Annotated in this window: 19 protein-coding genes; 12 read left to right on the forward strand and 7 right to left on the reverse strand. The window is 67.6% G+C overall.

The features are described 5' to 3' along the window. Positions 1-21: 21 nt before the first annotated feature. Together mfd and AAW00_RS02825 are read right to left on the reverse strand one after the other, a co-directional pair. Complete coding sequence (gene mfd / locus AAW00_RS02820; protein ID WP_047002788.1) at positions 22-3,519, reverse strand: transcription-repair coupling factor; 3,498 nt, start codon at positions 3,517-3,519, stop codon at positions 22-24. Between the two features lie 79 nt (positions 3,520-3,598). Next, on the reverse strand, positions 3,599-3,868 hold the full coding sequence (locus tag AAW00_RS02825) for an FAD assembly factor SdhE (protein ID WP_047002789.1): 270 nt from the start codon (positions 3,866-3,868) through the stop codon (positions 3,599-3,601). Positions 3,869-3,915: 47 nt separating this feature from the next. Here AAW00_RS02825 and recG point away from each other — a divergent pair, with 47 nt between their 5' ends. From recG to AAW00_RS14175, 8 genes are all read left to right on the forward strand, one after another. Beyond that, positions 3,916-5,985: an ATP-dependent DNA helicase RecG gene (gene recG, locus AAW00_RS02830; RefSeq protein ID WP_047002790.1), complete on the forward strand. Its 2,070-nt coding sequence runs from the start codon at positions 3,916-3,918 to the stop codon at positions 5,983-5,985. Positions 5,986-6,046: 61 nt separating this feature from the next. Next, positions 6,047-7,819, forward strand: coding sequence for a DUF885 domain-containing protein (locus AAW00_RS02835; protein ID WP_047002791.1), 1,773 nt, complete (start codon positions 6,047-6,049; stop codon positions 7,817-7,819). 292 nt (positions 7,820-8,111) lie between these two features. Next, positions 8,112-9,353, forward strand: coding sequence for a lipoprotein-releasing ABC transporter permease subunit (locus AAW00_RS02840; RefSeq protein WP_047002792.1), 1,242 nt, complete (start codon positions 8,112-8,114; stop codon positions 9,351-9,353). Next, positions 9,346-10,044, forward strand: a complete 699-nt coding sequence (locus AAW00_RS02845) for an ABC transporter ATP-binding protein (RefSeq protein WP_047002793.1) — start codon at positions 9,346-9,348, stop codon at positions 10,042-10,044. The genes AAW00_RS02840 and AAW00_RS02845 overlap by 8 nt, the downstream gene beginning before the upstream one ends. Positions 10,045-10,079: 35 nt before the next feature. Next, positions 10,080-10,358 (forward strand): hypothetical protein, encoded by a 279-nt coding sequence (locus tag AAW00_RS02850; RefSeq protein ID WP_047002794.1) that lies wholly within the window; start codon positions 10,080-10,082, stop codon positions 10,356-10,358. Further along, positions 10,358-10,696, forward strand: a complete 339-nt coding sequence (locus AAW00_RS02855) for a hypothetical protein (protein WP_047002795.1) — start codon at positions 10,358-10,360, stop codon at positions 10,694-10,696. The genes AAW00_RS02850 and AAW00_RS02855 overlap by 1 nt, the downstream gene beginning before the upstream one ends. A 39-nt stretch (positions 10,697-10,735) precedes the next feature. Continuing rightward, positions 10,736-14,200 carry a DNA polymerase III subunit alpha gene (gene dnaE / locus AAW00_RS02860; RefSeq protein ID WP_047002796.1) on the forward strand — a complete coding sequence of 1,155 codons (3,465 nt, stop codon included), beginning with the start codon at positions 10,736-10,738 and terminating at the stop codon, positions 14,198-14,200. Beyond that, positions 14,197-15,012 (forward strand): helix-turn-helix domain-containing protein, encoded by an 816-nt coding sequence (locus AAW00_RS14175; protein WP_052761733.1) that lies wholly within the window; start codon positions 14,197-14,199, stop codon positions 15,010-15,012. The genes dnaE and AAW00_RS14175 overlap by 4 nt, the downstream gene beginning before the upstream one ends. Positions 15,013-15,100: 88 nt before the next feature. Here the strand turns inward: AAW00_RS14175 and AAW00_RS02870 are convergent, their stop codons facing one another. Together AAW00_RS02870 and AAW00_RS02875 are read right to left on the reverse strand one after the other, a co-directional pair. Further along, positions 15,101-16,225: an OmpA family protein gene (locus AAW00_RS02870; protein ID WP_047002797.1), complete on the reverse strand. Its 1,125-nt coding sequence runs from the start codon at positions 16,223-16,225 to the stop codon at positions 15,101-15,103. A 112-nt stretch (positions 16,226-16,337) separates the two neighbouring features. Next, on the reverse strand, positions 16,338-17,417 hold the full coding sequence (locus tag AAW00_RS02875; RefSeq protein ID WP_047002798.1) for a PA0069 family radical SAM protein: 1,080 nt from the start codon (positions 17,415-17,417) through the stop codon (positions 16,338-16,340). Between the two features lie 52 nt (positions 17,418-17,469). Here AAW00_RS02875 and AAW00_RS02880 point away from each other — a divergent pair, with 52 nt between their 5' ends. Further along, a complete protein-coding gene (locus AAW00_RS02880; RefSeq protein WP_047002799.1) occupies positions 17,470-17,814 on the forward strand; it encodes a VOC family protein in 345 nt (114 codons plus the stop codon). A gap of 3 nt (positions 17,815-17,817) precedes the next feature. On the opposite strand, the gene moaB is transcribed toward AAW00_RS02880, so the two are convergent. The 3 genes from moaB to AAW00_RS02895 are packed head-to-tail and all read right to left on the reverse strand — an operon-like array spanning position 17,818 to position 20,848. Then, a complete protein-coding gene (gene moaB, locus AAW00_RS02885) occupies positions 17,818-18,345 on the reverse strand; it encodes a molybdenum cofactor biosynthesis protein B (RefSeq protein WP_047002800.1) in 528 nt (175 codons plus the stop codon). Between the two features lie 2 nt (positions 18,346-18,347). Next, positions 18,348-20,105, reverse strand: coding sequence for a transglycosylase SLT domain-containing protein (locus AAW00_RS02890; RefSeq protein WP_156169905.1), 1,758 nt, complete (start codon positions 20,103-20,105; stop codon positions 18,348-18,350). Continuing rightward, positions 20,105-20,848 (reverse strand): uracil-DNA glycosylase family protein, encoded by a 744-nt coding sequence (locus AAW00_RS02895; RefSeq protein ID WP_052761734.1) that lies wholly within the window; start codon positions 20,846-20,848, stop codon positions 20,105-20,107. Before AAW00_RS02895 ends, AAW00_RS02890 begins: the two co-directional genes overlap by 1 nt. Positions 20,849-20,906: 58 nt before the next feature. On the opposite strand from AAW00_RS02895, the gene AAW00_RS02900 reads away from it, so the two are divergent. The 3 genes from AAW00_RS02900 to AAW00_RS02910 all read left to right on the forward strand — a co-directional run bounded on the left by AAW00_RS02900 (position 20,907) and on the right by AAW00_RS02910 (position 24,459). Beyond that, on the forward strand, positions 20,907-22,553 hold the full coding sequence (locus AAW00_RS02900) for an electron transfer flavoprotein-ubiquinone oxidoreductase (RefSeq protein ID WP_047002802.1): 1,647 nt from the start codon (positions 20,907-20,909) through the stop codon (positions 22,551-22,553). 240 nt (positions 22,554-22,793) lie between these two features. Next, positions 22,794-23,597 (forward strand): 4-(cytidine 5'-diphospho)-2-C-methyl-D-erythritol kinase, encoded by an 804-nt coding sequence (locus AAW00_RS02905; protein ID WP_047002803.1) that lies wholly within the window; start codon positions 22,794-22,796, stop codon positions 23,595-23,597. Between the two features lie 136 nt (positions 23,598-23,733). Then, positions 23,734-24,459: an N-formylglutamate amidohydrolase gene (locus AAW00_RS02910; protein WP_047002804.1), complete on the forward strand. Its 726-nt coding sequence runs from the start codon at positions 23,734-23,736 to the stop codon at positions 24,457-24,459. Positions 24,460-24,489: the final 30 nt, after the last annotated feature.

Here is a 24,489-nt window from a genome sequence, read left to right on the forward strand (position 1 = left end):
CACGCAAGATTAGGCAAGCGCCTATGCCGCCTTCTTTTTCTCCGCCCGCTTCACGATGCCGCTGAGGCCCTTGGTGAGCTGGAACAGCCCGTTGAGGCGGCTCTGCGGATCGCCCCAGGCGCGGTTGATCTGCAGCTTCATGTCGGGGCGCAGCTTGGCGCTTTCGGCGCGTCCCTCGTTGAGGCGCTCGACATAGGCGATCAGGCCGGCGGGGTCGGGGAAGCGATCCTCGTGGAAGGTGACGAGCGTGCCGCGCGCGCCGACATCGACCTTGGCGATGCAGGCATCGACCGCCTGCGCCTTGATCTCGATCAGGCGGATGAGGTTCTTGGTTGCCTGCGGCAGCTCGCCGAAGCGGTCGATCATCTCGGCGGCCAGCCCCTCGATCTCGGCCTGGTCCTGCGTCTCGTTGAGGCGGCGGTAGAGTGCCATGCGCACGGCGAGATCGGGCACGTAGTCCTCGGGGATCATGATCGGTGCATCGACGGTGATCTGCGGGGACAGGCCGCGCCGCTCGGTGTCGATCCCGGCATCGCCCGCCTTGGCCGCCAGGATCGCGTCTTCCAACATGGACTGGTAAAGCTCGAAGCCGACTTCCTTGATATGGCCCGACTGCTCGTCACCCAAGAGGTTGCCCGCGCCGCGAATGTCGAGATCGTGGCTGGCGAGCTGGAAGCCCGCGCCGAGACTGTCGAGGTCGCCCAGCACCTTCAGCCGCTTTTCCGCCACCTCGCTCAGCTGCGTATCGGCGGGCGTGGTGAGGTAGGCGTAGGCGCGGATCTTCGCGCGGCCCACGCGCCCGCGCAGCTGGTAGAGCTGGGCGAGACCGAAGCGGTCGGCGCGGTGGATGATGATGGTGTTGGCGCTCGGCAGGTCGAGCCCGCTCTCGACGATGGTGGTGGAGAGCAGCACCTCGTACTTGCCCTCGTAGAAGGCGCTCATGCGCTCCTCGATCTCGCTTGCGCCCATCTGCCCGTGGGCGGAGACAGCCTTCACCTCGGGCACGAACTCGCGCAGCCAGCCCTCGACCTGCTCCATATCGGAGATGCGCGGCACGACGATGAAGCTCTGCCCGCCGCGATGATGCTCGCGCAGCAGGGCCTCGCGCACCACCATGTCGTCCCACTCCATCACGTAGGTCCGCACGGCGAGGCGATCGACGGGCGGGGTCTTGATGGTGGAAAGTTCGCGCAGGCCGCTCATCGCCATCTGCAAGGTGCGCGGGATGGGCGTGGCGGTGAGGGTGAGGACGTGGACGTCGGCGCGCAGCTGCTTCAGCTTCTCCTTGTGGGTGACGCCGAAGCGCTGCTCCTCGTCGACGATCACGAGGCCGAGGTTCTTGAACTTGGTGTTCTTGGAAAGGATCGCGTGGGTGCCGATGACCACATCGATGTCGCCGCTCTCCAGCCCTTCGCGCGTCGCCTTCATCTCGCCTGAGGGGACGAGGCGGCTGAGGCGACCTACCTTCAGCGGGAAACCGGCGAAGCGCTGGCTGAAGTTCTGGAAGTGCTGGCGCGCGAGGAGGGTGGTGGGGGCGACCACGGCCACCTGTTGCCCGTTCATGGCCGCGACGAAGGCGGCGCGCAGGGCCACCTCGGTCTTGCCGAAGCCCACGTCGCCGCAGACGAGGCGGTCCATCGGGCGGCCGCTTTCGAGGTCGCGCAGCACGTCTGCGATGGCGGCTTCCTGGTCGTCGGTCTCCTCCCACGGGAAGCGGTCGAGGAACTGGCCGTAGCTGCTCTCGTCCGCCGGCAGGACGGGAGCCTTGCGCAGCGCGCGCGCGGCGGCGACGCGCATCAGTTCGCCCGCGATCTCGCGAATGCGCTCCTTCAGGCGGGCGCGGCGGCGCTGCCAAGCCTCGCCGCCCAGCTTGTCGAGCATGACGGCCTCTTCGCTGCTGCCGTAGCGGCTGAGGACGTCGATGTTTTCGACCGGGATGAACAGCTTGTCGCCGCCTTTGTACTCCAGCATCACGCAGTCGTGCTGGCTCTGCCCGACGGGCACGGGTTCGAGGCCGATGTACTTGCCGATGCCGTGGTCGACGTGGACCACCAGGTCGCCCCGACTGAGCGCCTGCAATTCGGCGAGGAAGGCGTCGGCGTCCTTCTTCTTGCGGCGGCGGCGCACGAGACGGTCGCCTAGCAGGTCCTGCTCGGTGACCAGCTCCAGCTCGTCGTTGGCGAAGCCTGTGTCGAGCGGAAGGACCATGGCCGCCGCCGTTCCCTTGGCGGCCTTGCCCAGCGCCTCTTGCCAGGTCTCCACCGTCGCGACCTTGGTGCCCGCTTCCTCGATGATCGAGGCGATGCGGCTGAGCGAGCCCTTGGTGTAGGCCGCCAGCAAGGGCCTCTTGCCCGCCTTGCCGACCGACTTGAGATAGGCCGCCGCCGCCTCGTAGACGTTGGCGCCCTGCGAGCGTTCCGGCGTAAAGTCGCGGGCCGAGCGGAAGCTGAAGTCGACCACCCGTTCGCTCTCCGGCTCGGCAAAGATGTTGGCGCGGTGGATCGGCCAGTCGGCGAGCGCGGCGTGAAACTCCTCCCCGGTCAGGTAGAGGCGCGCGGGGTCGAGCGGACGGTAGCTGCCCTTCTTCTGTCCGGCGGTCTCGCCGCGCTGGCGATAGTAGTCGGCGATGTCGGTCAGCCGTTCCTCGCCCGCGGCCATGGCGGCATTGTCGATCACCACGACGTCGTCCTTGCCGAGATGGTCGAACAGGGTCGCCAGCTTCTCCTCGAACAAGGGCAGCCAGTGCTCCATGCCCGCCAGCCGCCGCCCGTCGCTCACCGCCTCGTAGAGCGGATCCTGCGTGGCCGCCGCGCCGAAGGTCTCGCGATAGCGGCTGCGGAAGCGCTTGATGCTGTCCTCGTCCAGCAGCGCCTCGCTGGCGGGCAGCAGCAGGTGCTGGTCGATGACGCCGGTGGTGCGCTGGGTGGAGGGATCGAACAGGCGCAGGCTCTCCAGCTCGTCGCCGAAGAAATCGAGCCGGAGCCCGGCTTCGAGGCCGCTAGGGTAAATGTCGACGATGGAGCCGCGCATGGCGAATTCGCCGGTGTCGACCACGGTATCGACGCGGGTGTAGCCCTGCCGTCGCAGCAGCGCGGCGAGGCTCTCGTGCCCGATTTCAATCCCGACCTTGAACTCGCGCACCGATTCGCGGATGCGGAACGGCGTCAGCGCCCGCTGGAGCAGGGCGTTGACCGTGGTGACGAGCAGCTGCGCACCCTTCTTGCCGGCCTGCAACTGGTAGAGGGCCGAGAGCCGCGCCGCGCTGACCGAGAGGGCGGGGCTGGCGCGGTCGTAGGGCAGGCAGTCCCAAGCGGGAAACTCGATGACCTGCAGTTCCGGCGCGAAGAAGCGCGCGGCCTCGGCCACGGCGTGCATCGCCGCATCGTCCGCCGCCACGAACACGGCCCGGCCTTTTGCCGCGCGGGCGAGGTCGGCCATCACCAGCGGCTGCGCCCCGCGCGCGACCTGCGCGAGGGTGAGCGGCTGCTGGGCGGTCAGGATGCGGGAAAGGTCGGGCATGGCAGGTGTCGTTCCGGCAAACGCGAAAGCCCCCTTTCCGTTTCGGAGAGGGGGTTCGGGTGGGTCTGGTGTCGCCGCGCTAGATGCGTACGAAGTCGAGCCGAAGCAAGGCGTCCATAAGGTCACCCTGCATTTCGACAGGCGGCGGGGCGATGCCCATCGTCCAGGCGAGCACGTCCGGGTCTTCGTGCGCCAGCAGCGCCTCGAACCAGGCCAGTTCGGCCTCGCCCCAGTCGGCGTGATAGGTGTCGAAGAAGCAGCCGAAGGTATAGTCCGCCTCGCGCGTGCCGCGATGCCAGGCGCGGAATTTCGCGCGAGCGAGGCGTGGGGCGAGGTCGGTGGAGGACATGGGGCGGGCTCCTACCCGCACCGGCCGCGATGCGCTAGAGGCGGGTGATGCGCCCCGATGCCCTCAACCCGATGTTCGCCGAAACCGGCAGCCTCGACGGCGTGGGGCCGAAGCTGAAGAAGCCGCTGGCGCGCCTGGGCCTCGAGCGGGTGCGCGACGTGCTCTACCACTTGCCCGAGCGCTTCGTGACGCGGCGTGCGATACCCGATCTCGACGCCGGCAGCGTGGGCGAGCAGGTGGTGGTGCCGCTGACCGTGGTCGAGCATCGCGCCAGCCGCAGCCCCCGCAGTCCCTACCGCGTGCTGGCGCAGGATGCGGCGGGTAACGTCTGCGCGCTGACCTACTTCGGGCGGGCAAGCTTCGGGGCGAGGAAGACGCTGCCGGTCGGCGCGCGGCGGTGGGTGGCCGGGCGGCTCGACCAGTACGACCAGATGCTCCAGGTCGTCCATCCGGACCATGTCGCCGAGACAAGCGATGCCGCCATGGGCCAGTTGACCGAGCCGGTCTATCGTTTGTCCGAAGGGCTGACCCAGCCGTTGATCGGCAAGCTGGTCGACCAGTCGCTCGCCCGCGCGCCGGAGCTGCCCGAATGGATCACCCCAAGCGTCAAGGCGAGGGAGGGCTGGCCGGACTGGCGCGAGGCGCTCGCCGCCGCGCACCGGGGGGAGGATGCGAAGGCCCGCGACCGGCTCGCCTATGACGAACTGTTCGCCAATGCTCTCGCGCTGATGCTGGTTCGCCAGCAGAACCGCCAGCGGCGCGGGCAGAGCCTGCAGGGCGACGGGCGGCTGCGCGAGAGGCTGCAACTGCCGTTCCCGCTGACCGGAGCGCAGGCGCGCTCCATCGACGAGATCGCCGGCGACATGGCGCAGGGTCATCCGATGCTGCGGCTGCTGCAGGGCGACGTGGGCGCGGGCAAGACGGTGGTGGCGCTCGAAGCCATGCTGGTCGCGGTGGAGGCAGGCGCGCAGGCCGCGCTGCTGGCGCCTACCGAGCTGCTCGCCCGCCAGCACTACGAGACGCTGCGCCGGATGCTCGCGCCCACCGGGGTCGAGATCGCGCTGTTCACCGGGCGCGACAAGGGTCGGGCGCGCGAGAGCATCCTCATGGGGCTGCTCGACGGATCGATCCCCATCGTCGTGGGCACCCACGCCATCTTCCAGGACAAGGTCGCCTACCGCAACCTCGGCCTCGTGGTGATCGACGAGCAGCACCGCTTCGGCGTGGGCCAGCGGCTGATGCTGACGCAGAAGGGGCGCGTCACCCCGCATACCCTCGCCATGACCGCCACGCCCATCCCGCGCACGCTGACGCTGGCGCAGTACGGCGAGATGGAGGTGAGCCGCCTCGACGAGATGCCGCCGGGCCGCCAGCCCATCGACACCCGCGTGCTGCCGGTGGACCGCATGGACGACATCGTCGGCGCGGTGGAGCGTCATCTCGCCACCGGCCAGCAGGCCTATTGGGTCTGCCCGATGGTGCGCGACAGCGAGGGCGTGACCGACGACATCGCCGCTGCCGAGGCGCGCTATGCCGCGCTCCAGCAGCGGTTCGGGGAGGATGTGATGCTCGTCCACGGACAGCTGACGCCCGAACTCAAGGACGCCAACATGGCGCGCTTCGCCGGCGGCGGGGCGAAATTGCTGGTCGCCACCACCGTCATCGAGGTCGGTGTCGACGTGCCCAGCGCCACGCTGATGGTGATCGAGCAGGCCGAACGGTTCGGCCTCGCCCAGCTCCACCAGCTGCGCGGCCGGGTGGGGCGGGGGGCGGAGAAATCGACCTGCCTGCTCCTGCGCTCGGCGGAACTCAGCGAGACCGGCAAGGCCCGCCTCGCCCTGATGCGCGAGAGCCAGGACGGCTTCCGCCTCGCCGAGGAGGACCTGAAGCTGCGCGGCGGCGGCGAACTGCTGGGCACCCGGCAGAGCGGCGAGGAAGGCTTCAACATCGCCACGCTCGAACAGGTCAGCCGCCTTATTCAGATGGCGAGCGACGATGCCAAGCTGCTGGTCGAGGCGGAAGGTGGGCTGTACGGCGGCGCGCGGGGCGAGGCGGCCAGGCTGGTGCTCTACCTGCTCGAACGCGACTGGGGTGTGCAGACCCTGCGGAGCGGCTAGCGCCCCTCTTGCGCTCCCCGCGCCGCGCTCTAGTCTCGCGCGAAACCAAGGGGAGCCTGCCATGATCCGCACCGCCATCACCGCCAGCGCGCTTGCGCTCGCCATCGCCGCGCCGCTGCCAGCCGCAGCTCAGAGCGCCGAGCAGCGATTCACCGACCTGCGCGAGGAGGTGTGGGAAGCCGCGCTCGACAGCTCGCCATGGCTCACCACCAACATCGGCGACCGCCGCAACGACGGGAAGCTGGATGATCCCTCGATGGCCGCGTACGACCGATATGTTGCCGAGGCGCGCGGCTACCTTGTGCGGCTGGAGGCGATCGATGCAGGCCAGTTGCCGGAGAACCTGCGGATCGATCACGCGCTCATGCTGCGCGACTTGCGCGACACGATCGAGGGTGCGGCCTTCGACCAGACGCGCTTTCAGACATTCACCAACCGCGGCGGCCCGCAGGATGCCATCACCGGCCTACAGTATTCGAGCCCGCTGTTCACTGCCGCCGATTACGACAGCTACCTGACCCGGCTCGAAGCCTTTCCCGCCTACGTCGCCACATTCATCGACCGCAACCGCGGCGGACTGGAGCGCGGGCTGGCGCTGCCGTGCGAGCCGCTGGAGGGCTACGCGGACAGCATAACGGGCTACATCGCCGACAGCCCGGAGGATTCGGTCTGGTGGAGCGCCTTCGGCACGCGGCCCGGCAGCATTTCGGAGGCCGAATGGACGGCGCTCCAGGCGCGCGGCCGCAGCGCGATTACCGAGGGTGCATTTGCCGGCCTGCGCGCGTTCGCCGACTACTACACCGCCGAATATGCCCCCGCCTGCCGCGCCGATGCCGCGCCAGGCATCGGCTCCACTCCGCAGGGGCAGGAATACTACGCCTACCGCGTCCGCAGTTTCACCACGACCGACATGACCCCGCGCGAGGTCCACGACCTCGGCCTGTCCGAAGTCGCCCGCATCCGCGCCGAGATGGAGGCCGTGGCGGCAGAGGCCGGGTTCGACAGCCGCGAAGCCTTCATCGAGCACCTGCGCACCGATCCGCAGTACTATGCCACCAGCGAGGAGGAATATTCCGAGGCCGTCGGCGCGCTCGCCAAGCAGATCGACGGGTGGATGCCGCGCCTCTTCGGTCGCCTGCCGCGCCTGCCCTATACCGTCCTGCCGATCCCCGCCGCCAGCGCGCCCGGCAACACCACGGCCTATTACGAGCGCGGATCGATGGCGACGGGGCAGCCCGGCATCTACCGCATCAACCTGACCGAGCTGAACCAGCGCCCGCTGTGGGAGCTCCCCGCGCTCGGCGTGCACGAGGCGGTGCCCGGCCACCATCACCAGATCGCCTTGCAGCAGGAGCTCGACATGCACCCGCTGCGCCAGTTCGGCAGCTTCTTCACCGCCTTCGTGGAGGGCTGGGGCCTCTATTCGGAGCGGCTCGGCATCGAGATGGGCCTCTACGACACGCCCGCCAAGCAGATGGGCCGCCTGTCCTACGAGATGTGGCGCGCCAACCGGCTGGTGGTCGATACCGGCATCCACGCCTTCGGCTGGACGCGCCAGCAGGCCGTCGACTACATGGTGGAGAACACCGCGCTCAGCCGCGAGAACATCGAGAGCGAGGTCAACCGCTATATCACCTGGCCGGGGCAGGCATTGGCCTACAAGCTGGGCGAGCTGAAGATCCGCGAATTGCGGACGCGGGCGGAGACTGCGCTGGGCGCGGACTTCGACCTGCGCGCCTTTCACGATGCCGTGCTGGAAAACGGGGCGGTGCCGCTCGACGTGCTCGAAGCGCACATCGACGAGTGGATCGCGGAGCAGCAGGCGGCGGTTTGAGCTTTCCTACAGACAAGCATTCGTGCCCGGCTGGATCGCGATGGCCGACGAAAGCGGGCGCGCGGTTTTCTCCGCCATACCGCGAAACTGTCAACTTCGTTTTTCGGGCCTAAGGCGTTGCAAAAATTAAGGAATGTGATCGTGACGATGGCCAGTGCGGTGTCAACTTCGTCAAGCGCCGAACCCGCTGTGCCCAGCCACGCCGCGAACGCGGTCGACGCAATTTTCATTGCAGGGCAAGGTGGCGCTACCTAAAGCGCCGCCAAGCCTTCAACCGGATAATCCCTCACCCGTGATCCTTTCCCCTTTCGAATGGTCCATCGCCAAGCGGTACATGCTGCCCGGGCGAAGCGAGGCGGTCATTGCGCTGGTGGCGGGCATTTCCATCACCGTCGTCATGCTCTCCGTCGCCATGCTGGTGATCGTGATGAGCGTGATGAACGGCTTTCGCGCCGAGTTGCTCGACCGTATCACCGGGCTGAACGGCCACGCCGTGGTGCAGGCCTACGGCGGGCGGCTGGAGAACTGGCAGGAGGTGCTGGAGGAGGTCCGCGAGACCCCGGGCGTCACCCGTGCCAGCCCGCTGATCGAACAGGCGCTGATGGGCAGCTACAACGGCCGGGCGGACGCGATCTTCGTGCGCGGGCAGACGCAGGAGGACATCGACCGCCTGCGCGCCAACGTCATCGCCGGCGACCTCGCCACGCTGCAACCGGGCAGCATGAACGTCGCCATCGGCAGCCGGTTGCAACAGAACCTCGGCCTGCGGCTGGGCGAGACCATCACGATCATCAACCCGCAGGGCCGCGTGACCCCGTTCGGCACCGTGCCCCGGCAGGTCGGCTACACCGTCACCGCCGTGTTCGAGGTCGGCCTCTACGATTTCGACGAGCGCTTCGTCGTCATGCCCATTCCCAACGCGCAGACCCTGCTGCTGACGGGCGATTCCATCGGCATGATCGAGGTGCAGACTAGGGACGCGGACGAGGTCGACGCCATCATGGCGCCCATCGGCCAGCAGTTGTCCGGCCGCGCCATCGTGACCAACTGGCAGCAGATGAACGCCAGCCTGTTCGAGGCCTTGCAGGTGGAACGGGTGGCGATGTTCTTCGCGCTCTCCATCATCGTGCTGGTCGCGGCCTTCAACATCCTGTCCTCGCTGGTCATGCTGGTGCGTTCCAAGACGCGCGACATCGCCATTATCCGCACAATGGGCGCGACGCGGCGCAGCCTGATGAAGATCTTCGTCACCACCGGCAGCGTGATCGGCGTGATGGGCACGGTTGCGGGGCTGGCGCTCGGCTTCCTCGTGCTGTTCTTCAGGAACGGCATCGTCACCTTCCTCTCGACCGCCTTCGGGGTGGAGCTGTGGGACCCTTCCGTGCGCTTCCTCACCGAACTGCCGAGCAAGACCGATCCGTTCGAGATCCTGATGATCATGGGCATGGCCATGGGCCTCTCGTTCCTCGCCACGCTCTATCCGGCCTACCGCGCCTCGAACACCGACCCGGTGGAGGTGCTGCGCTATGAATGACGCTGTGACCGGCGAACCCGTCGTCCGCCTGACCGACCTCGCGCGCAGCTTCGAGCAGGGCGGGGTGAGGATCGACGTGCTGAACGGCGTGAACCTGACCGTCGCGCCGGGAGAGATCGTGGCGCTGCTCGGGCCCTCGGGATCGGGCAAGTCGACCATGCTTCAGGCCGTCGGCCTGCTCGAGGGCGGCTTCCAGGGCAAGATCGAGATCGCCGGACACGACGCGACGCAGCTCGACAGCGCGGAGCGGACCGAGGTGCGCAAGAACCACCTCGGTTTCGTCTACCAGTTCCACCACCTGCTGCCCGATTTCACCGCGCTCGAGAACGTGGTCCTTCCGCAGCTGCTGCACGACGTTTCGCGCCCCGTCGCGGCGGCGCGGGCGGAAGAACTGCTCGGCAAGCTCGGCCTCTCGCACCGCCTCGACCACCGGCCGAGCCAGCTTTCGGGCGGCGAGCAGCAGCGCGTGGCCGTGGCCCGCGCGCTCGCCAACAAGCCGCAGCTCGTACTGGCGGACGAGCCCACCGGCAACCTCGACGAGAAGACCTCCGAGCGCGTGCTCGGCGAATTCCTCGATCTCGTGCGCGGGCAGGGCAGCGCCGCGCTCGTCGCCACGCACAACCAGGCGCTCGCCGCGCGGATGGACCGCGTGGTGGTGCTGCACGAAGGCCGCATCGAGGCGAAACCCTGACGCTCCTGCCGCGTTGACCGGCAAAAGGAGATAGCATGACCGACCACCCCAGCACCTACCGCGCCGCGGACACCAACCGCGAGGGCATCCAGTGGGACGACCGCGCCTCGCTGCATCTCAACGGTGACGGGGGCGGCGTGCTCGACGGGGCCAAGGGCGTACGCCGCGGCACCTTCGCCGAACTCATCCGCTTCGTGATGACGCTGCCCGAAAGCGAGCGCGGACAGTATCACATCCAGAAGGCGGGGGACCGCGAGTACCAGTACGCCGAGATTGCCGATCTTTCGACGCACGAGGACTTTCCGGCCGCCTGATGATCGAGGCCGCGCAAGACTGGTTCCTGTCGCTGGGCGAGGATTACGGCGTCAACCCGTGGATCTTCGGCGCGATTTACGTCGGCGCGATCCCGTTCTTCCTCGCTAGTGTAGGCTGGATCGTGAAGCGCGCGCGGGCCGGGCGCTCCACGGTGCTGCCGACCATGTTGGCGGGGTTCTTCTTCGTCTCCGCCTACCTCTACCTCGCGATTGCCGGGCGTAACATCCCGGTCTGGGTGTGGATTTTCCTCGCCGTGCTGATCGTCTGGGGCGCGGTGTCGCAGGTACGCCAGACGCGCCGCAAGATCGCCGAGCAGCCGGGGGACATCGGCGCCTGACGGCTTGGCGAATCCGCGCAGGGTTCGCATATTGATCGCATGGCCTTTCAACCCTTCGTCCCCCTGCGCGTCGCCTCCAGCTATTCCATGCTGGAGGGTGCGATCGACCCCAAGGCCATCGCCAAACTGGCCAGGGAACGCGGCTTCCCGGCCATCGCCATCTGCGACCGCAACGGGCTGTACGGCAGCTCGATGTTCGCAGGCGCCTGCAAGGGGGAGGGGGTCCAGCCCATCGTCGGCACCCTGCTCGGCGTATCGCGGGGGCCGGGCGAGCCGGTAGATTACCTGCCGCTCTACGCCCAGGACGAGGACGGCTGGAACAACCTGTGCCACCTCGTCAGCAAGGCCCACCTCGACCGCCCCCTGACCGAAGAGCCCCACGTCACGCTGGCCGATCTGGAGGGTCGCACCGAAGGCCTGATCGCGCTGTCCGGCGCGAGCGAGGGCGCGGTCACGCGGCTTCTGGCCGACGGCAAGGAGAAACGCGCCCATACTCTCGCCGAGCGACTGGCGGCGCTGTTCCCGGGCCGGTTCTACATCGAACTCGCCCGCCGTGGGCATCCAGTGGAGGAAGCGGCGGAGGCGGGCCTCGTCGACCTTGCCTACGCGCAAGATCTTCCCCTCATCGCCACCAATCCAGCGAACTTCGCAGATCGGCACCAGCACGGCGCGCACGATGCCATGCTGTGCATCGCCAGCTCCACCCATATCGACAGCGCCGAGCGCCCGCGCTCCAACCCGCAGGCCTTCGTCAAGTCCGCGAGCATGATGGAGGAGCTGTTCGCCGACCTGCCCGAGGCGACCGCCAACACGCTCGTCATCGCGCAGCGCTGCGCCTTTGCTCCGCCCAAGCGCAAGCCCATCCTGCCCAGCCTCGCCGGCGACCTCGAAGGCGAGGCGCGGATGCTGGCGGAGGACGCCAAGCGCGGCCTCGCGGCGCGGCTCGAGCATTACGGCGAGCTGTCGGACGATGAATTGCGTGCCTACCTCGACCGGCTCGAGTTCGAGATCGACGTCATCACCCGCATGGGTTTCCCCGGCTACTTCCTGATCGTGGCCGACTTCATCAAGTGGGCCAAGAACGAGGGCATTCCGGTGGGGCCGGGCCGCGGATCGGGCGCGGGCAGCCTGGTGGCATGGTCGCTGACCATCACCGACCTCGATCCGCTCAGGCTCGGCCTGCTGTTCGAACGGTTCCTCAACCCCGAGCGCGTGTCGATGCCCGACTTCGACATCGACTTTTGCGAAACCCGCCGCGGCGAGGTTATCCGCTATGTCCAGCAGCGATACGGGCACGACAAGGTCGCGCAGATCATCACCTTCGGCAAGCTGAAGGCGCGCGCCGTGCTGCGCGATACGGGCCGCATCCTGCAGATGCCCTACATGCAGGTCGACCGGCTCACCAAGATGGTGCCCAACCATCCGACCGACCCCTGGACCCTGCCGCGAACCCTGAACGGTGCTGCCGACTTCCGCCGCGAGTACGAGAACGACAACGAGGTAAAGCGCCTTGTCGATCTGGCGATGCAGCTGGAGGGCTTCCCGCGCAATTCCTCCACCCATGCCGCCGGCGTGGTGATCGGCGACCGGCCGCTGAGCGAGCTCGTCCCGCTCTACCGCGATCCGCGTTCGGACATGCCGGTCACGCAGTTCGACATGAAGCACGTTGAGGACAGCGGCCTCGTCAAGTTCGACTTCCTCGGCCTCAAGACGTTGAGCGTGCTGCGCAAGGCGGTGGACCTGCTGGCGGCGCGCGGCATTACCGTCGATCTCGATGCGCTCGCCTGGGACGATGCGGCCGTCTACGACCTGATGAAACGCGGCGACACCGTCGGCGTGTTCCAGCTCGAATCCGAAGGCATGCGCCGTACGCTGACGGCGGTGAAGCCGACCAAGTTCGAAGACATCATCGCCCTCGTCTCGCTCTACCGCCCCGGCCCGATGGACAACATCCCGCTGTTCGGCAAGCGCAAGGCGGGCGAGGTTCCGATCGAATACCCGCACCCCAAGCTGGAAGGCATCCTCGAGGAGACCTACGGCATCTTCGTCTATCAGGAACAGGTCATGCAGGCCGCGCAGATCCTGGCGGGATACTCGCTTGGCGATGCCGACCTCTTGCGCCGCGCCATGGGCAAGAAGGTGCAGGCGGAAATGGATGCGCAGCGCCAGCGCTTCATCGACGGCTGCGCCGAGGTATCGGCCATACCGCGTGCCGAAGCGAATGCGCTGTTCGATTTGATCGACAAGTTCGCCGGCTACGGCTTCAACAAGTCGCACGCCGCCGCCTACGCGCTGCTCAGCTACCAGACGGCCTGGGTGAAGACGCACTACCCGGAAGAGTTCTTCGCCGCCTCGATGTGCTTCGACATGCATCAGTCGGACAAGCTGGCGGTGTTCGTCGACGACGCGCGGCGCAGCGGCGTTGCCCTGCTCGGGCCCGACATCAACGCCTCGGAGGCGGAGTTCACGGTCGAGCAGACCGACGAGGGCTGGGCGGTGCGCTATGCCCTCGCCGGGATCAAGGGCGTGGGCGAGAAGGCGATGGAGACGATCGTCGAGGAGCGCCTCGCCCACGGCGCGTTCGAGAGCCTAGAGGACGTGTTCCGGCGCCTGCCCGGCGGGTCGATGAATCGCAAGCAGCTGGAGGGACTGGCGGGCGCGGGAGCCTTCGATGCGCTGGAACCCAACCGCGCCAAGGTGCTCGTCAACGCCGACATGCTGCTGGCCGTGGCCGATGCCGCCAACCGCGAGAAATCGAGCGGGCAGGCGGGGCTGTTCGGCGGCGAGGACCATGCCGAGCCTTCGCTCAAGCTGAGGGACGTCGATCCATGGACGCGGCCCGAGCAGATGAAGGCCGAATGCGATACCTTCGGTTTCTACTTCGCCGCGCACCCGGTGGAGGAATACCGCATGATCGCCGCCGCCAACGGCGCGCGCACCTACGCTTCGCTGATGGAGGGCGGTGTCGCCGGACGGCAGAGCGCGGTGATGGCGGCGCTGGTGGAGAGCGTGAACAAGGGCCGCACCAAGCGCGGAGCAGACTTCATTCGTGCCGACTTTTCCGACAGTACCGGCCAGTTCAGCGCCGCCTGTTTCGAGGAGGCGCTGGTAGACAGTTTCCAGCGCTGGGCGGCGGAAGGCACGTGCCTGCTGCTGAACGTCGAGCTCGATTCGCCCAATCCCGACGATCCGCCGCGCGTGACCGTGCGCGGCGCCAAGCCGCTGGCCGAGGTGACGAGCGCGGCGCGGATGCAGCTGACCGCCGAGGTACACGACGTGACCGCTATCGCCGCTCTGCGCGAGGCGCTGCAAACGGGCCGAGAGGGTTACGGGGAAGTGCTGGTGCGTTTGCGGCTGAGCGACGATGCCGCGCCGCAGGTGCTGCTCGGCCGGGATTTTGCGCTGGGTACCGACGTGGCGGAAAGGCTGGGTGAGATCGCGGGCCTTTCCGGCATCGAACTCAAGCCCATCCGCGGGGCAGGGCACCTGCGACTGGTCGCGTGAGCGCGGGGCTTGCCGGGCTGACCGACAAGGAACGGCAGACGCTGCGCCTGCTCTTGGCAGGACACGACACGAAATCGAGCGCAGCGGAGCTGGGCATTTCCGTCCACACCCTGAGCGACCGCCTCCGCAGCGCGCGGCGGAAGCTGGGGGTCACGAGCAGCCGGGAGGCGGCGCGCCTGCTTGGGGAGGCTGAAGGCTCGCTACCCGAAATCGATGTGCACACACGAAACGGGGGTGGCAATTCGACCTCCCCGCAACACCCTGAGACGGCTTATCACGTTCATGGCGCAGACAAGCGGTCTGGCCCGTGGGGAGCGAAAGGAGTGTTGCTCATGACTTTTTTCGTAGCCGCCGTGGCCCTGGCCATGGCCTTCATCATGAATGCCGAGAACTCGCCTGTGCCGGCGCCGTTCACGCAAGGGGATGAGACTTTCGAGCCATCTCCTGCACGCCAGCCGTCTGCAGCGGAACGCGGCGCCCGCGAGTGGCTGGCGCTGATCGACGAGGGAGAGGCGGCCGCGAGCCGCATGGCCGCCGCGCCAGACTTCCAGCGGCGGTATTCGGCTGATCTTTGGGAACTGGGTGTGCTTCTGCGCCTGAACAATCATGGCACGCCGGTCTCTCGGCAACTGGTCGACGAAGAGGTGGTCGGCGGCGCAGGTGGCGAAGGCGATTTCGTCAGGCTCGTCTTCGCTACGAATTTTACCGGCGAAGCTGGGACGAGCGAGATCGTGACCCTGCAGCAGACAGACGGTACATGGCGCGTTGCCGACTACGAGGTGGTTCACCCGGAAGACGGCTGCTCCACATAACCGCTCGGGCGCGCTGTTTGCGCCGGCATAAAAGAAGGGCCGGGAGATCGCTCTCCCGGCCCTGTCTTTTTGCCTTGGGGGCTAGGGCCTAGTTGCCCGAGCCCGGACCGTAGGTCACTTCCACGCGGCGGTTCTGCAGCTCGCGCACACCGTCGGCGGTGGCGACGCGCGGCATCGTCTCGCCGAACGCCTGGCTGGAGATGCGCGCGGCGGGGATGCCGCGGCCGGTCATGTAATCGCGCACGGCGGCGTTACGACGTTCGGACAGGCCGACGTTGTAGGTCGCGGTACCCGAACGGTCGGCGTGACCGGCGAGCATGACGCGGGCGGTTCCGCAGTCACGGTAGGCGGTGACGGCCGAGTTCAGCACGGTCGCAGCTTCCGGCGTGATGTCCGAGCGATCCCAGTCGAAGAACACGATGTACGGACCCGTGTTGCACTGCGCCACAGGCGGCGGAGGCGGCGGGGGCGGAGGCGGCGGGGGCGGCGGCGGGGGGGGCGGCGGGGGCGGCGGCGGGGGCACGAACGGCTCGGCGCCACCGAAGTTGAAAATGAACGAGCCGATGATCGCGTGCGAGTTGAAATCGCCCTCGAACGTGCGACCGATCTGGTCGGTGTAGTCGCCGCCGTTGATGTTGAGGTACTTGTACTTCAGCGAGGCATCGATGTTGTCGCTGATCGGCGCGTAGAGCTGGGCAATGGCCTGCCAGGCGAAGCGCGAATCGCTATTGTCGATGAAGCCGGGGCCCGAACCGAAGGCGGTGACATTGTCGTAGCTGACATTGCCGATGCCGACACCGCCGCCGACTGCCACGCCGACCGAGTCGTCGCCGCCGAAGTCGAGCAGGGCGTTGAACATGCCGGTCCAGACCGAGATGCTGCCGTCGACCGGGTCGAAGTTGCCGGTGACCACGTCACCCGCGATGCTGCGCTGGACGGTGATGGCGGTGGTCTCGAAGCTGTCCAGGTCGAAGTCCTGGTAGCCGCCCTCGACCTCGAGGCGCACCATGCCGAGGTCGTAGCCGAGCAGCGCTTCCGCAGCCCAGCCATAGTCGGTGTCGAAATCGACGATTCCGGTGCCGCCATCGTTGAACTCGGCATCGGCATCGGCAACGCCCATGCCCAAGCCGAGATAGAAGGCGCCATCCTCGGCCATCGCCGGTGTCGACACCAGCGCCGAGGCCGACATCAGCCCGATCATAAGTTTCTTCATTGTCATTCCCCTCATTCCTGGGACCAGAAATAAACCCATGCGCGGCCGCCTGACCGGCTCGCGTCGTTGGTCAGACGGTGCTTAGAGCAATCTGTTCCCGATGCGAAGAAGATTATAACAGTCGCAATTGATTGCCGGTTTCCGGCTTGCGGAAGCCGGTACAGTCGAGCTCGAAGCTGACCTTGCCGATTCCGGCCCGCTTGCATGCGAGCCGGAACCGCGCGCGAAGCAGTTCGGCCCACACGCCGGTCGGACGCAGGCGCGAGAAGAAATCCGGATCGTTGTCGCGCCCGCCGCGAATCGATCGCACGATGCCCATGACCTTGCCCGCGCGATCGGGGAAATGCACGTCGAGCCATTCGCGGAACAGCGGCGCGACCTCGTGCGGCAGGCGCAGCGGGATCCAGCCGCAACTGGCGACGCCCAGCGCGGCGGCCCGCGCCACGATCTGCTCTATGAAGCCGTCGGTGATGGCGGGAATGACCGGCGCGATCGAGCAGTGAGTGGGGATGCCCGCCTCCGCCAGCCTGCCGAGCGCCGCCAGCCGCTTGGCAGGGGAAGCAGCGCGCGGCTCGAGCTTGCCGGACAGCACCGGATCGAGCGAGGTCACCGAGATCGCCACGGCCACCAACCGCTGTTCCGCCATCGCTTCGAGCAGGTCGAGATCGTGCAGCACGCGGTCTGACTTGGTGGTGATCGTCACCGGATGGCGCGCGTCGAGGCAAACCTCGAGCAACTGACGGGTAATACGGTAGCGGTCCTCGATGGGCTGGTAGGGATCGGTGTTCGTACCCATGGCAATGGGCCGGGGACGATACTTCGGCCGCGCCAGCGTTTCGCGCAGCAGCCGCGCGGCATCGGGCTTGGCGAACAGCTTAGTCTCGAAATCGAGGCCGGGGGAGAGATCGTGGTAGGCGTGGGTAGGGCGGGCAAAGCAGTAGACGCAGCCATGCTCGCACCCACGATAGGCGTTGACCGAGCGATCGAAGAAGATGTCGGGCGACTGGTTGAAGCTGAGGATGGTCCTGGGATGCTCCTCAGTAATCGTCGTGCGCAGCGTCACGGGCGGGCCGTCCAGTGCCTCCATCGCGTCGCGCCAATCGCCGTCCGCCTGCCGGTCGGCCAGACCGAATCGCTGCGGCACCGCGCCCGACTGCGCGCCGCGACCCTTGATGGCGGATTGACTCGGCATGGCGGAACATAGATAGAACATACGCTAACTGGCAGCAAGCAGGAGATTGGCGATGGCTGTGCTTGGTTATCGCGAATTGCCTGTCGAGAAGGTCGCAGAAGAGGTAGCCTTTTACGAGAAAACCTTTGGTTGGCGCTTCACGGCATACGGTCCGGATTATGCAGCGCACGAGGACGCGCCGTGCCAGCTCGCGCTGAATGACTCCGCGGACAGCCAGCAATCGAGAGCGATCCTGCCGGTCATCAGGGTCGAGGACATCGTGACTGCGCGGGACCGTGTTTCTGACGCCGGCGGCACCATCCTCGCGGACATCTACGATTATCCGGGCGGCAGGCGCTTCCATTTTACCGACTCGGCAGGGCTCGAACTTGCCTGCTACGAGCCTGTCGAAGGCTGAACCTTAGCGCTCTTTCAGGCGCGGCATCAGCTCGACGAAGTTGCACGGGCGGTTGCGGCTGTCGAGTTGCTCGGCGAGGATCTTGTCCCAGCCATCCCTCACCGCGCCGTTCGATCCGGGCAGCGCGAAGATGTATGTCCCCTCGGCCAGCACCGCGAGCGCGCGGGACTGGACGGTCGAGGTGCCGATCGACTGGTAGCTGACCCAGCGGAACAGCTCTCCAAAACCGGGGATGTCCTTGGTCTTCACCCGTTCGAGCGCTTCGGGTGTGACATCCCGGCCGGTGAGGCCCGTGCCGCCGGTGGAGACCACGGCATCCACGCCCTCGTCCGCAATCCAGCGGCGCAGCTGATCGGCGATCAGGTCGGCATCGTCGCGCAAGATCATGCGGTTGGCGAGCCGGTGACCGGCGCTCTTGATGCGCTCGGCGAGGATGTCCCCGGAGGTATCCTCGTCAGGCCCCCGGGTGTCGCTAACCGTGAGGAGAGCTATGTTGATGGGGCGGAAAGCGCGGCTTTCGTCGATCGCCACGCTCAGTTGCCCGTCGACATGTAGACCCGGCCGCTGGTCGGCGCGCGCCCGTCGGGGAACAGCGGCCAGCCGTTCTGCGCCAGTGCCATGCGGGTCGCCGAAGTGGCGCCGGCCTGCCGTTCGTACATCCAGTAGTTGCGCATCACCACGGCGACGTATTCGCGCGTCTCCCAGTAGGGTATCGCCTCCATGTACATCAGCGGATCGCCCTGGTCATCGACCTCGTATTCCCAGCGCCGCACCGGGGTCATCCCGGCGTTGTAGGCCGCCATGATGACCGGCAGCCGCCCGCGCGTGGTCGAATCGTCGCGCAGCATGATGAGGTTCTGCTGGCCGAAAGCGAGGTTGGTAGCGGGATCGTAGATGTCGACGCCGCTGGCGCTGAGGCCGAGCGTGGGCGCGTGCTGGCGCACGGTAATGGGCGTGATCTGCATCAACCCCTGCGCCTGCGCCGGGCTGGTGGCGTTGGGGCGGAAGGCGCTTTCCTGCAGGATGTGCGAGAAGGCGAGCGCGGGATCGACCTGCCAGCCGTTGTAGGGCTGGTATCGCGGCGCGGGGTAGAAACTGGCCGGGTCCGCCTCCGCCCCGCTCGGCGCGTTGTAGGCCATGGCGAGCTGCGTCTGCGGGAAACCGAGCGCGCGGGCGAGGCGGGTGAGCGGCTGATACTCGCTGGGCTGGCCGATGCGCGCCTGGTGCTGGAGGACGGTGCTGCCAAGCCCGTCGCGTCCGATTTCCGCCAGCGCCACGGCGACGCGCACGTTCTGGATGGAACCGACCGCCTGCCAGTCGGCACTGGTGAACTCGGGATTCTCCACCCGGTCGGGGAGCTGGCGACCGAGATTCTCGCTCGCCAGCATCCCGTACAGCGTGCGGTCGTCGCTCGCCGCATCGTGCAGCAAACGGGCGGAAAGGTCGGGCTGGCGGCAGCGCAGCGCGGCGCGGCTCGCCCAATACAGCGATGCGGTGCGAAGCTCGGCGTTCGCTGTGCCCGCGGCGGCGCGCTGGAAGGCATCGCCCGCCAACCGGCAATCGCCCTGCCGCCAGGCGGCGAGACCCGCGGTCCAGTCGCCTTCCGCAACCCACGGACCGCTGCCCGCACCCACGGTCTGCGCGACGGCGAGCGCTTCGGGATCGCGGTTCTCGATGAAATAGCTCCAGGCGACCTTCTGCCGCCATTCGGCCCGCGCCTCGGAACTCAGCAGGGAGTCCACCCCGTCGAGCAGCAGCCGCGCACCGTCGGGGTCGTCGTTGACGATCCGATCGGTGATGCTGGACGCAATGTCGGACGGCATCGTGCCGTCGCTCACCGAGCGCGGGCGGGTGCGACGCGGCATCGGGTTCTGGGGATAGGTTTCGCGCAGGTACGGCAGCGAGGGGGCGCTGGCGGCACCGCGCGTCACGCTTAGCCTGCCGATTTGCGCCGCCTGCGGCAGGTTGCTGCCGGTCTGCAGCCAGTTTTGCAAAGCGTAGAGCTCGACCCGCGGGCTGTTGGCGTGGAGATAGTACTCGGCGCGCGCCACGTCGGTCAGCAGGCCGTCGGGCCGCTGGGCCAGCAGTTGCTCGACCTCGCCCCAGCGCTCGGCATCGATGGCGCGAAAGACCTGCGCGTAGAGCTCGCGGTCGCCGGCGGAGAGAACCTGCGGCACCTCCGGCTGGGCGATGCGCGCGGTGTAGTATGTGCGCGTATCCTGCGCCGTGGCGGGAAAGGCAGCGACGGCCGCGAAGGACAGGGAAAGGGCGGTGAGGGTGCAAAGGCGCATCAGGCGGTCCATTTCTGCAGCCGCTCCCACAACAGCGCGCGCTGGCGCTTGTGTTCGAGCAGGCGTTCGGGGGCGAATGTGGCGAGCGCGGGGATACCCGCGATCTCGCGCAGGGTATCGGGCGAGGCGGGGTGGCCGAGCAGGCGCGGCAGGCTGGTCCCGAAGACGAGCACGCGCTCGGGCCGGGCGAGTTCGATGTGGCGCAGCAGCGCGGCGGAGAGCCCTTCGCGCATCAGCTCGGCCCAGTCGGGCAGCGGCAGGTGGGCGGGCAGGGCGGACGCGAGATAGACCGCTTCTGGCGCAACCTTGATGGCCTTGGCGATGTTCGCGAGCATCTCCCCCTGCGGCCCTGCCAGCAAGACATCGCTGTCGCCCGCCTCCGGCATGGGGACCAGCATCATCAGCCTGGCGCCCGCATCGCCGCGTGGCGGAATGCGCGGAGCCGGGCCCGAGGGCAGGGCGTTGTCCGCGCTCGTCCACCAGGCACGGAAGGCGGCGAGATCGCCGGGCAGCGCGTCCTGCACGATGGCGGGGACATGGGGCGCGGGTTCGGCCTTGGCCTTCCTCGCGGGCGCGGTGGCCTCGGCCTTTTCCTCCTCATTCGCCAGCCACGGCTGCACCTCGTCGGCGAAGTCGCAGTCCACGCCCGCGTCGCGCCACCAGTCGAGCGCGGCGGCGTAGCGGTCAGCGAGGGTAATGTCGGAAGAATTGTCCATGCCGGGGCTGAAGGCGGTCTTGACCAAGGCCCGCCCGCAACGCAAGTGCCCTTGCCATGAATGTCTCGCAAAACAGGGCGAAGCGATGAGCGAACGGGAATCGATGCCGACCGACGTGGTGATCGTGGGCGGCGGCGTGGCGGGCCTTGCGGCGGCCATCCGGCTGAAGCAGCTGAACGAGGCGCTGGAAGTCGTGGTGCTCGAAAAAGGCAGCGAGATCGGCGCGCATATCCTTTCGGGCGCGGTCGTCGATCCCAAGGCGCTCGACGAACTGCTGCCCGAATGGCGCGAGCAGGGCTGCCCGATGGCCGAGGTGCCCGTGACCGACAACTGGCACTGGATGCTGAGCAAGACCGGCAAGGTGGGCCTGCCCCACGCCTTCATGCCGCCGCTGATGAGCAACAAGGGCTGCTACACCGGCTCGCTCGGCAATCTCGCCCGCTGGCTGGCCGAGCAGGCCGAGGCGCTGGGCGTCATGGTCTTCCCCGGCTTTCCCGCGGCCGAGGTGATCGTGGGCGAGGGCGGCGCGGTCGAGGGCGTCATCACGCAGGACATGGGCGTGGCGGCGGACGGCAGCCACAAGGGCGATTACCAACCCGGCATGGAGATCCGCGCCAAGTACACCCTGTTCGCAGAGGGCGCGCGCGGCAACCTGACCAAGCAGATGAAGGCCTGCTTCGACCTCGAGGCCGATTGCCAGCCGCAGGTCTACGGCCTCGGGATCAAGGAGCTGTGGGACATCCCGGCGGACAAGCACGTGCCCGGCCGGGTCATCCACACGCAGGGCTGGCCCCTGTCGGAAAGCGACACCTGGGGCGGCGGTTTCCTCTACCACCAGGCGAACGGACAGGTGGCGATCGGCTTCGTGACGGCGCTCGACTACAAGAACCCCTATGTCAGCCCCTTTCAGGAATTCCAGCGCTGGAAGCACCACCCGGCCATTGCCGAGTATCTCGAGGGCGGCACCCGCGTCGCCTACGGCGCGCGCGCCATCAACGAGGGCGGCTGGCAGAGCGTGCCCAAGCTCGCCTTCCCCGGCGGCGCGCTGATCGGCTGCGCGGCGGGTTTCGTGAACGTGCCGCGCATCAAGGGCAGCCACACCGCGATGAAGAGCGGCATGCTCGCCGCCGAGAGCGTGGCGGCCGCCATCGCCTCAGGCGCCGAGCATACCGAACTGATGGACTACGATGCCGCTGTACGCGACAGCTGGATCGCGACCGAGCTCAAGAAAGTGCAGAACGCGCAGCCGATGGTCGCCAAGTTCGGCGGCGACATCGGCACCGTGCTCGCGGGCGCCGACATGTGGCTGCGAACCATGGGCGCGGCGCTGGCCCCGGCCATGAAGCACCACCGCGACTACGAGGAACTGCAGCGCGCCGACCTGCACAAGCCGATCCCTTATCCCAAGCCCGACGGCAAGCTGAGCTTCGACCGCCTGACCAGCGTCAGCTACAGCTTCACCAACCACGCCGAGGACCAGCCCAACCACCTGAAGGTGCGCGATCTGGAGCTGCAGCGGGAAAGCGAGCTGGAGGTCTTCGCCGGCCCCTCGACGCGCTACTGCCCTGCGGGTGTCTACGAATGGCTGATCGAGGACGGGCAGGAGCCCAAGTTCCAGATCAACAGCCAGAACTGCGTCCACTGCAAGACCTGCGACATCAAGGACCCCAACCAGAACATTGAATGGACCACGCCCGAGGGCGGCGGGGGTCCGAACTACCCGAATATGTGAGCCGGTTCCGGCGCTATCATGAAAGCATATTGCTACAAGGCTGGTGGTGGGCGTTACGCTATCTTGGCGCGGGATGATGTCGCGCTCCTGCCAGATGACGTAGGCCCATGGAAACTGCTCGATGAAATGGAAATCAACGCAAACGATCCAGACAGGTTGGGAATGCCCACTACGGAGGTCTTGGCAAACCTTGCATCTCACGGCGTGCACTTCATCGAGCTCAAAGCCACATTCGAGTAGTTGACGTTGCGCGAAACGGCCTTTGCCAAGATCAACCTCGCGCTTCATGTCCGGCGGCGGCGGGAGGACGGGTATCACGAACTCGAAACGCTGTTCGCCTTCGTCGATGCCGGCGATGCGCTGACGGCCCGCTCCGCCGCGGCCGACAGCGTGAAGGTGCTGGGCGAGTTTGCGGGCACGCTCGACAACCCGTTCGACAACATCGTCGCAAAGGCGCTCGGCGTGTTGCCGCGTCCCGATGGTCTGGCGATCACGCTGGAAAAGAACCTCCCCGTCGCTGCCGGTCTCGGCGGTGGTTCGGCGGATGCCGGCGCGGTGTTCCGCATCGTGCGCGAGCGGCACGGGCTGCCCGACAACTGGCGCGAGCGGGCGGCGCGGCTCGGCGCGGATGTCCCCGCCTGCGTCGAGAGCGTCACCTGCATCGGGCGCGGCACAGGGACCGATCTGGAACCCGTCGACAGCGACCTTGTCGGCACCCCCGTGCTGCTCGTCAACCCGCGCGTGCCGCTCGCTACCGGGCCGGTCTTCAAGGCGTGGTCGGGAGAGGACGATGGGCCTCTGCCGCAGGGCTCTCCGCGGGAGGTCGCGCTTGCTGGAACCAACGGTCTGGAAGCGCCTGCCATCGGGATCGTACCCGCCATCGCCGATGTCCTCGCCGCCTTGCGTGAGACAGACGCGTGGCTTGCCCGCATGTCCGGCTCGGGCGCGACGTGCTTTGCGCTGTTCGACACGATCGAGGAGCGCGATGCGACGGCGGCATCCATTCCGCGCGAATGGTGGCAGATGGTGGGAGCATTGCGGTGACGCGCTTCCCTCTCCCCCCGCTCACCCTGAGCTTGTCGAAGGGCTGCTTTTCTTGTCTCGGCGCTTCGTCCGCAACAGCGAGCCAATGCTTCGACGAGCTCAGCATGAGCGGGGATGGAAAGGTGGGACTTAGAACATGACCGACGCTCCCTGTCGCTTCGTCGGCCAACCCGCACGGGGCGGCATCGTGGCGGTGTGCGATCATGCCAGCAACCGCGTGCCCGAAGGCGTGGACCTCGGCGTGCCGCCCGGCACGATGGACAAGCACGTCGCAATCGACATCGGTGCCGCCGGCGTCACCGAGCGCCTCGCCCGCCGACACGGCATCGCCGCCATGCTCGCCGAGGTCAGCCGCCTCGTCATCGACCTGCACCGCGAGGAGGAGTCGGACGGCCTCGTCCCAACCACCAGCGATGGTATCCTCATCCCCGGCAACATCGGTGCCGACCGGGAGAAGCGGCTCGAGCTCTACCACCGGCCCTACCACGCCGCGATGGCGCGCTGGCTGGACGAGGCGGAGCCGGGCCTCATCCTCTCGATCCACAGTTTCACCCCCAGCCTCGAAAGCGCGCCCGCCGAGCGGCCTTGGGAGATCGGGCTGCTCTACAACGAGGACGACCGTGCCGCGCGCCACGCCATCCGCCTCTTCGGCGAACTTGGCGTCACCGTCGGCGACAACGAGCCCTATTCCGGCAGGCAGCTCAACGCGACGATGAACCGCCATGCCGAGGCGCACGGCCGTCCCTACTGCGCCATCGAGGTCCGCAACGAACTCATCGCGCACGAACGCGGGCAGGCGCGCTGGGCGGCGATCATCGCCGACGTGGCGGGGCGGGTGAAGCTGGCGCTGGAGAGCGGCTGAGCCGCACCGGACTTTCGCCGAGAAAAGCAT

The sequence above is a fragment of the Aurantiacibacter luteus genome (assembly GCF_001010945.1).
Lineage (GTDB): Bacteria > Pseudomonadota > Alphaproteobacteria > Sphingomonadales > Sphingomonadaceae > Alteraurantiacibacter > Alteraurantiacibacter luteus.

What these genes read in the sequence shown, in the direction of transcription:
- AAW00_RS02870 (WP_047002797.1), bottom strand. Translation starts at nt 16,225, where the DNA reads ATGAAGAAACTTATGATCGGGCTGATGTCGGCCTCGGCGCTGGTGTCG.
- recG (WP_047002790.1), top strand. Translation starts at nt 3,916, where the DNA reads ATGCGCCCCGATGCCCTCAACCCGATGTTCGCCGAAACCGGCAGCCTC.
- AAW00_RS02835 (WP_047002791.1), top strand. Translation starts at nt 6,047, where the DNA reads ATGATCCGCACCGCCATCACCGCCAGCGCGCTTGCGCTCGCCATCGCC.
- dnaE (WP_047002796.1), top strand. Translation starts at nt 10,736, where the DNA reads ATGGCCTTTCAACCCTTCGTCCCCCTGCGCGTCGCCTCCAGCTATTCC.
- AAW00_RS02855 (WP_047002795.1), top strand. Translation starts at nt 10,358, where the DNA reads ATGATCGAGGCCGCGCAAGACTGGTTCCTGTCGCTGGGCGAGGATTAC.
- AAW00_RS02845 (WP_047002793.1), top strand. Translation starts at nt 9,346, where the DNA reads ATGAATGACGCTGTGACCGGCGAACCCGTCGTCCGCCTGACCGACCTC.
- AAW00_RS02875 (WP_047002798.1), bottom strand. Translation starts at nt 17,417, where the DNA reads ATGCCGAGTCAATCCGCCATCAAGGGTCGCGGCGCGCAGTCGGGCGCG.
- AAW00_RS02890 (WP_156169905.1), bottom strand. Translation starts at nt 20,105, where the DNA reads ATGCGCCTTTGCACCCTCACCGCCCTTTCCCTGTCCTTCGCGGCCGTC.
- mfd (WP_047002788.1), bottom strand. Translation starts at nt 3,519, where the DNA reads ATGCCCGACCTTTCCCGCATCCTGACCGCCCAGCAGCCGCTCACCCTC.
- AAW00_RS02880 (WP_047002799.1), top strand. Translation starts at nt 17,470, where the DNA reads ATGGCTGTGCTTGGTTATCGCGAATTGCCTGTCGAGAAGGTCGCAGAA.
- AAW00_RS02900 (WP_047002802.1), top strand. Translation starts at nt 20,907, where the DNA reads ATGAGCGAACGGGAATCGATGCCGACCGACGTGGTGATCGTGGGCGGC.
- AAW00_RS02910 (WP_047002804.1), top strand. Translation starts at nt 23,734, where the DNA reads ATGACCGACGCTCCCTGTCGCTTCGTCGGCCAACCCGCACGGGGCGGC.
- AAW00_RS02825 (WP_047002789.1), bottom strand. Translation starts at nt 3,868, where the DNA reads ATGTCCTCCACCGACCTCGCCCCACGCCTCGCTCGCGCGAAATTCCGC.
- AAW00_RS02850 (WP_047002794.1), top strand. Translation starts at nt 10,080, where the DNA reads ATGACCGACCACCCCAGCACCTACCGCGCCGCGGACACCAACCGCGAG.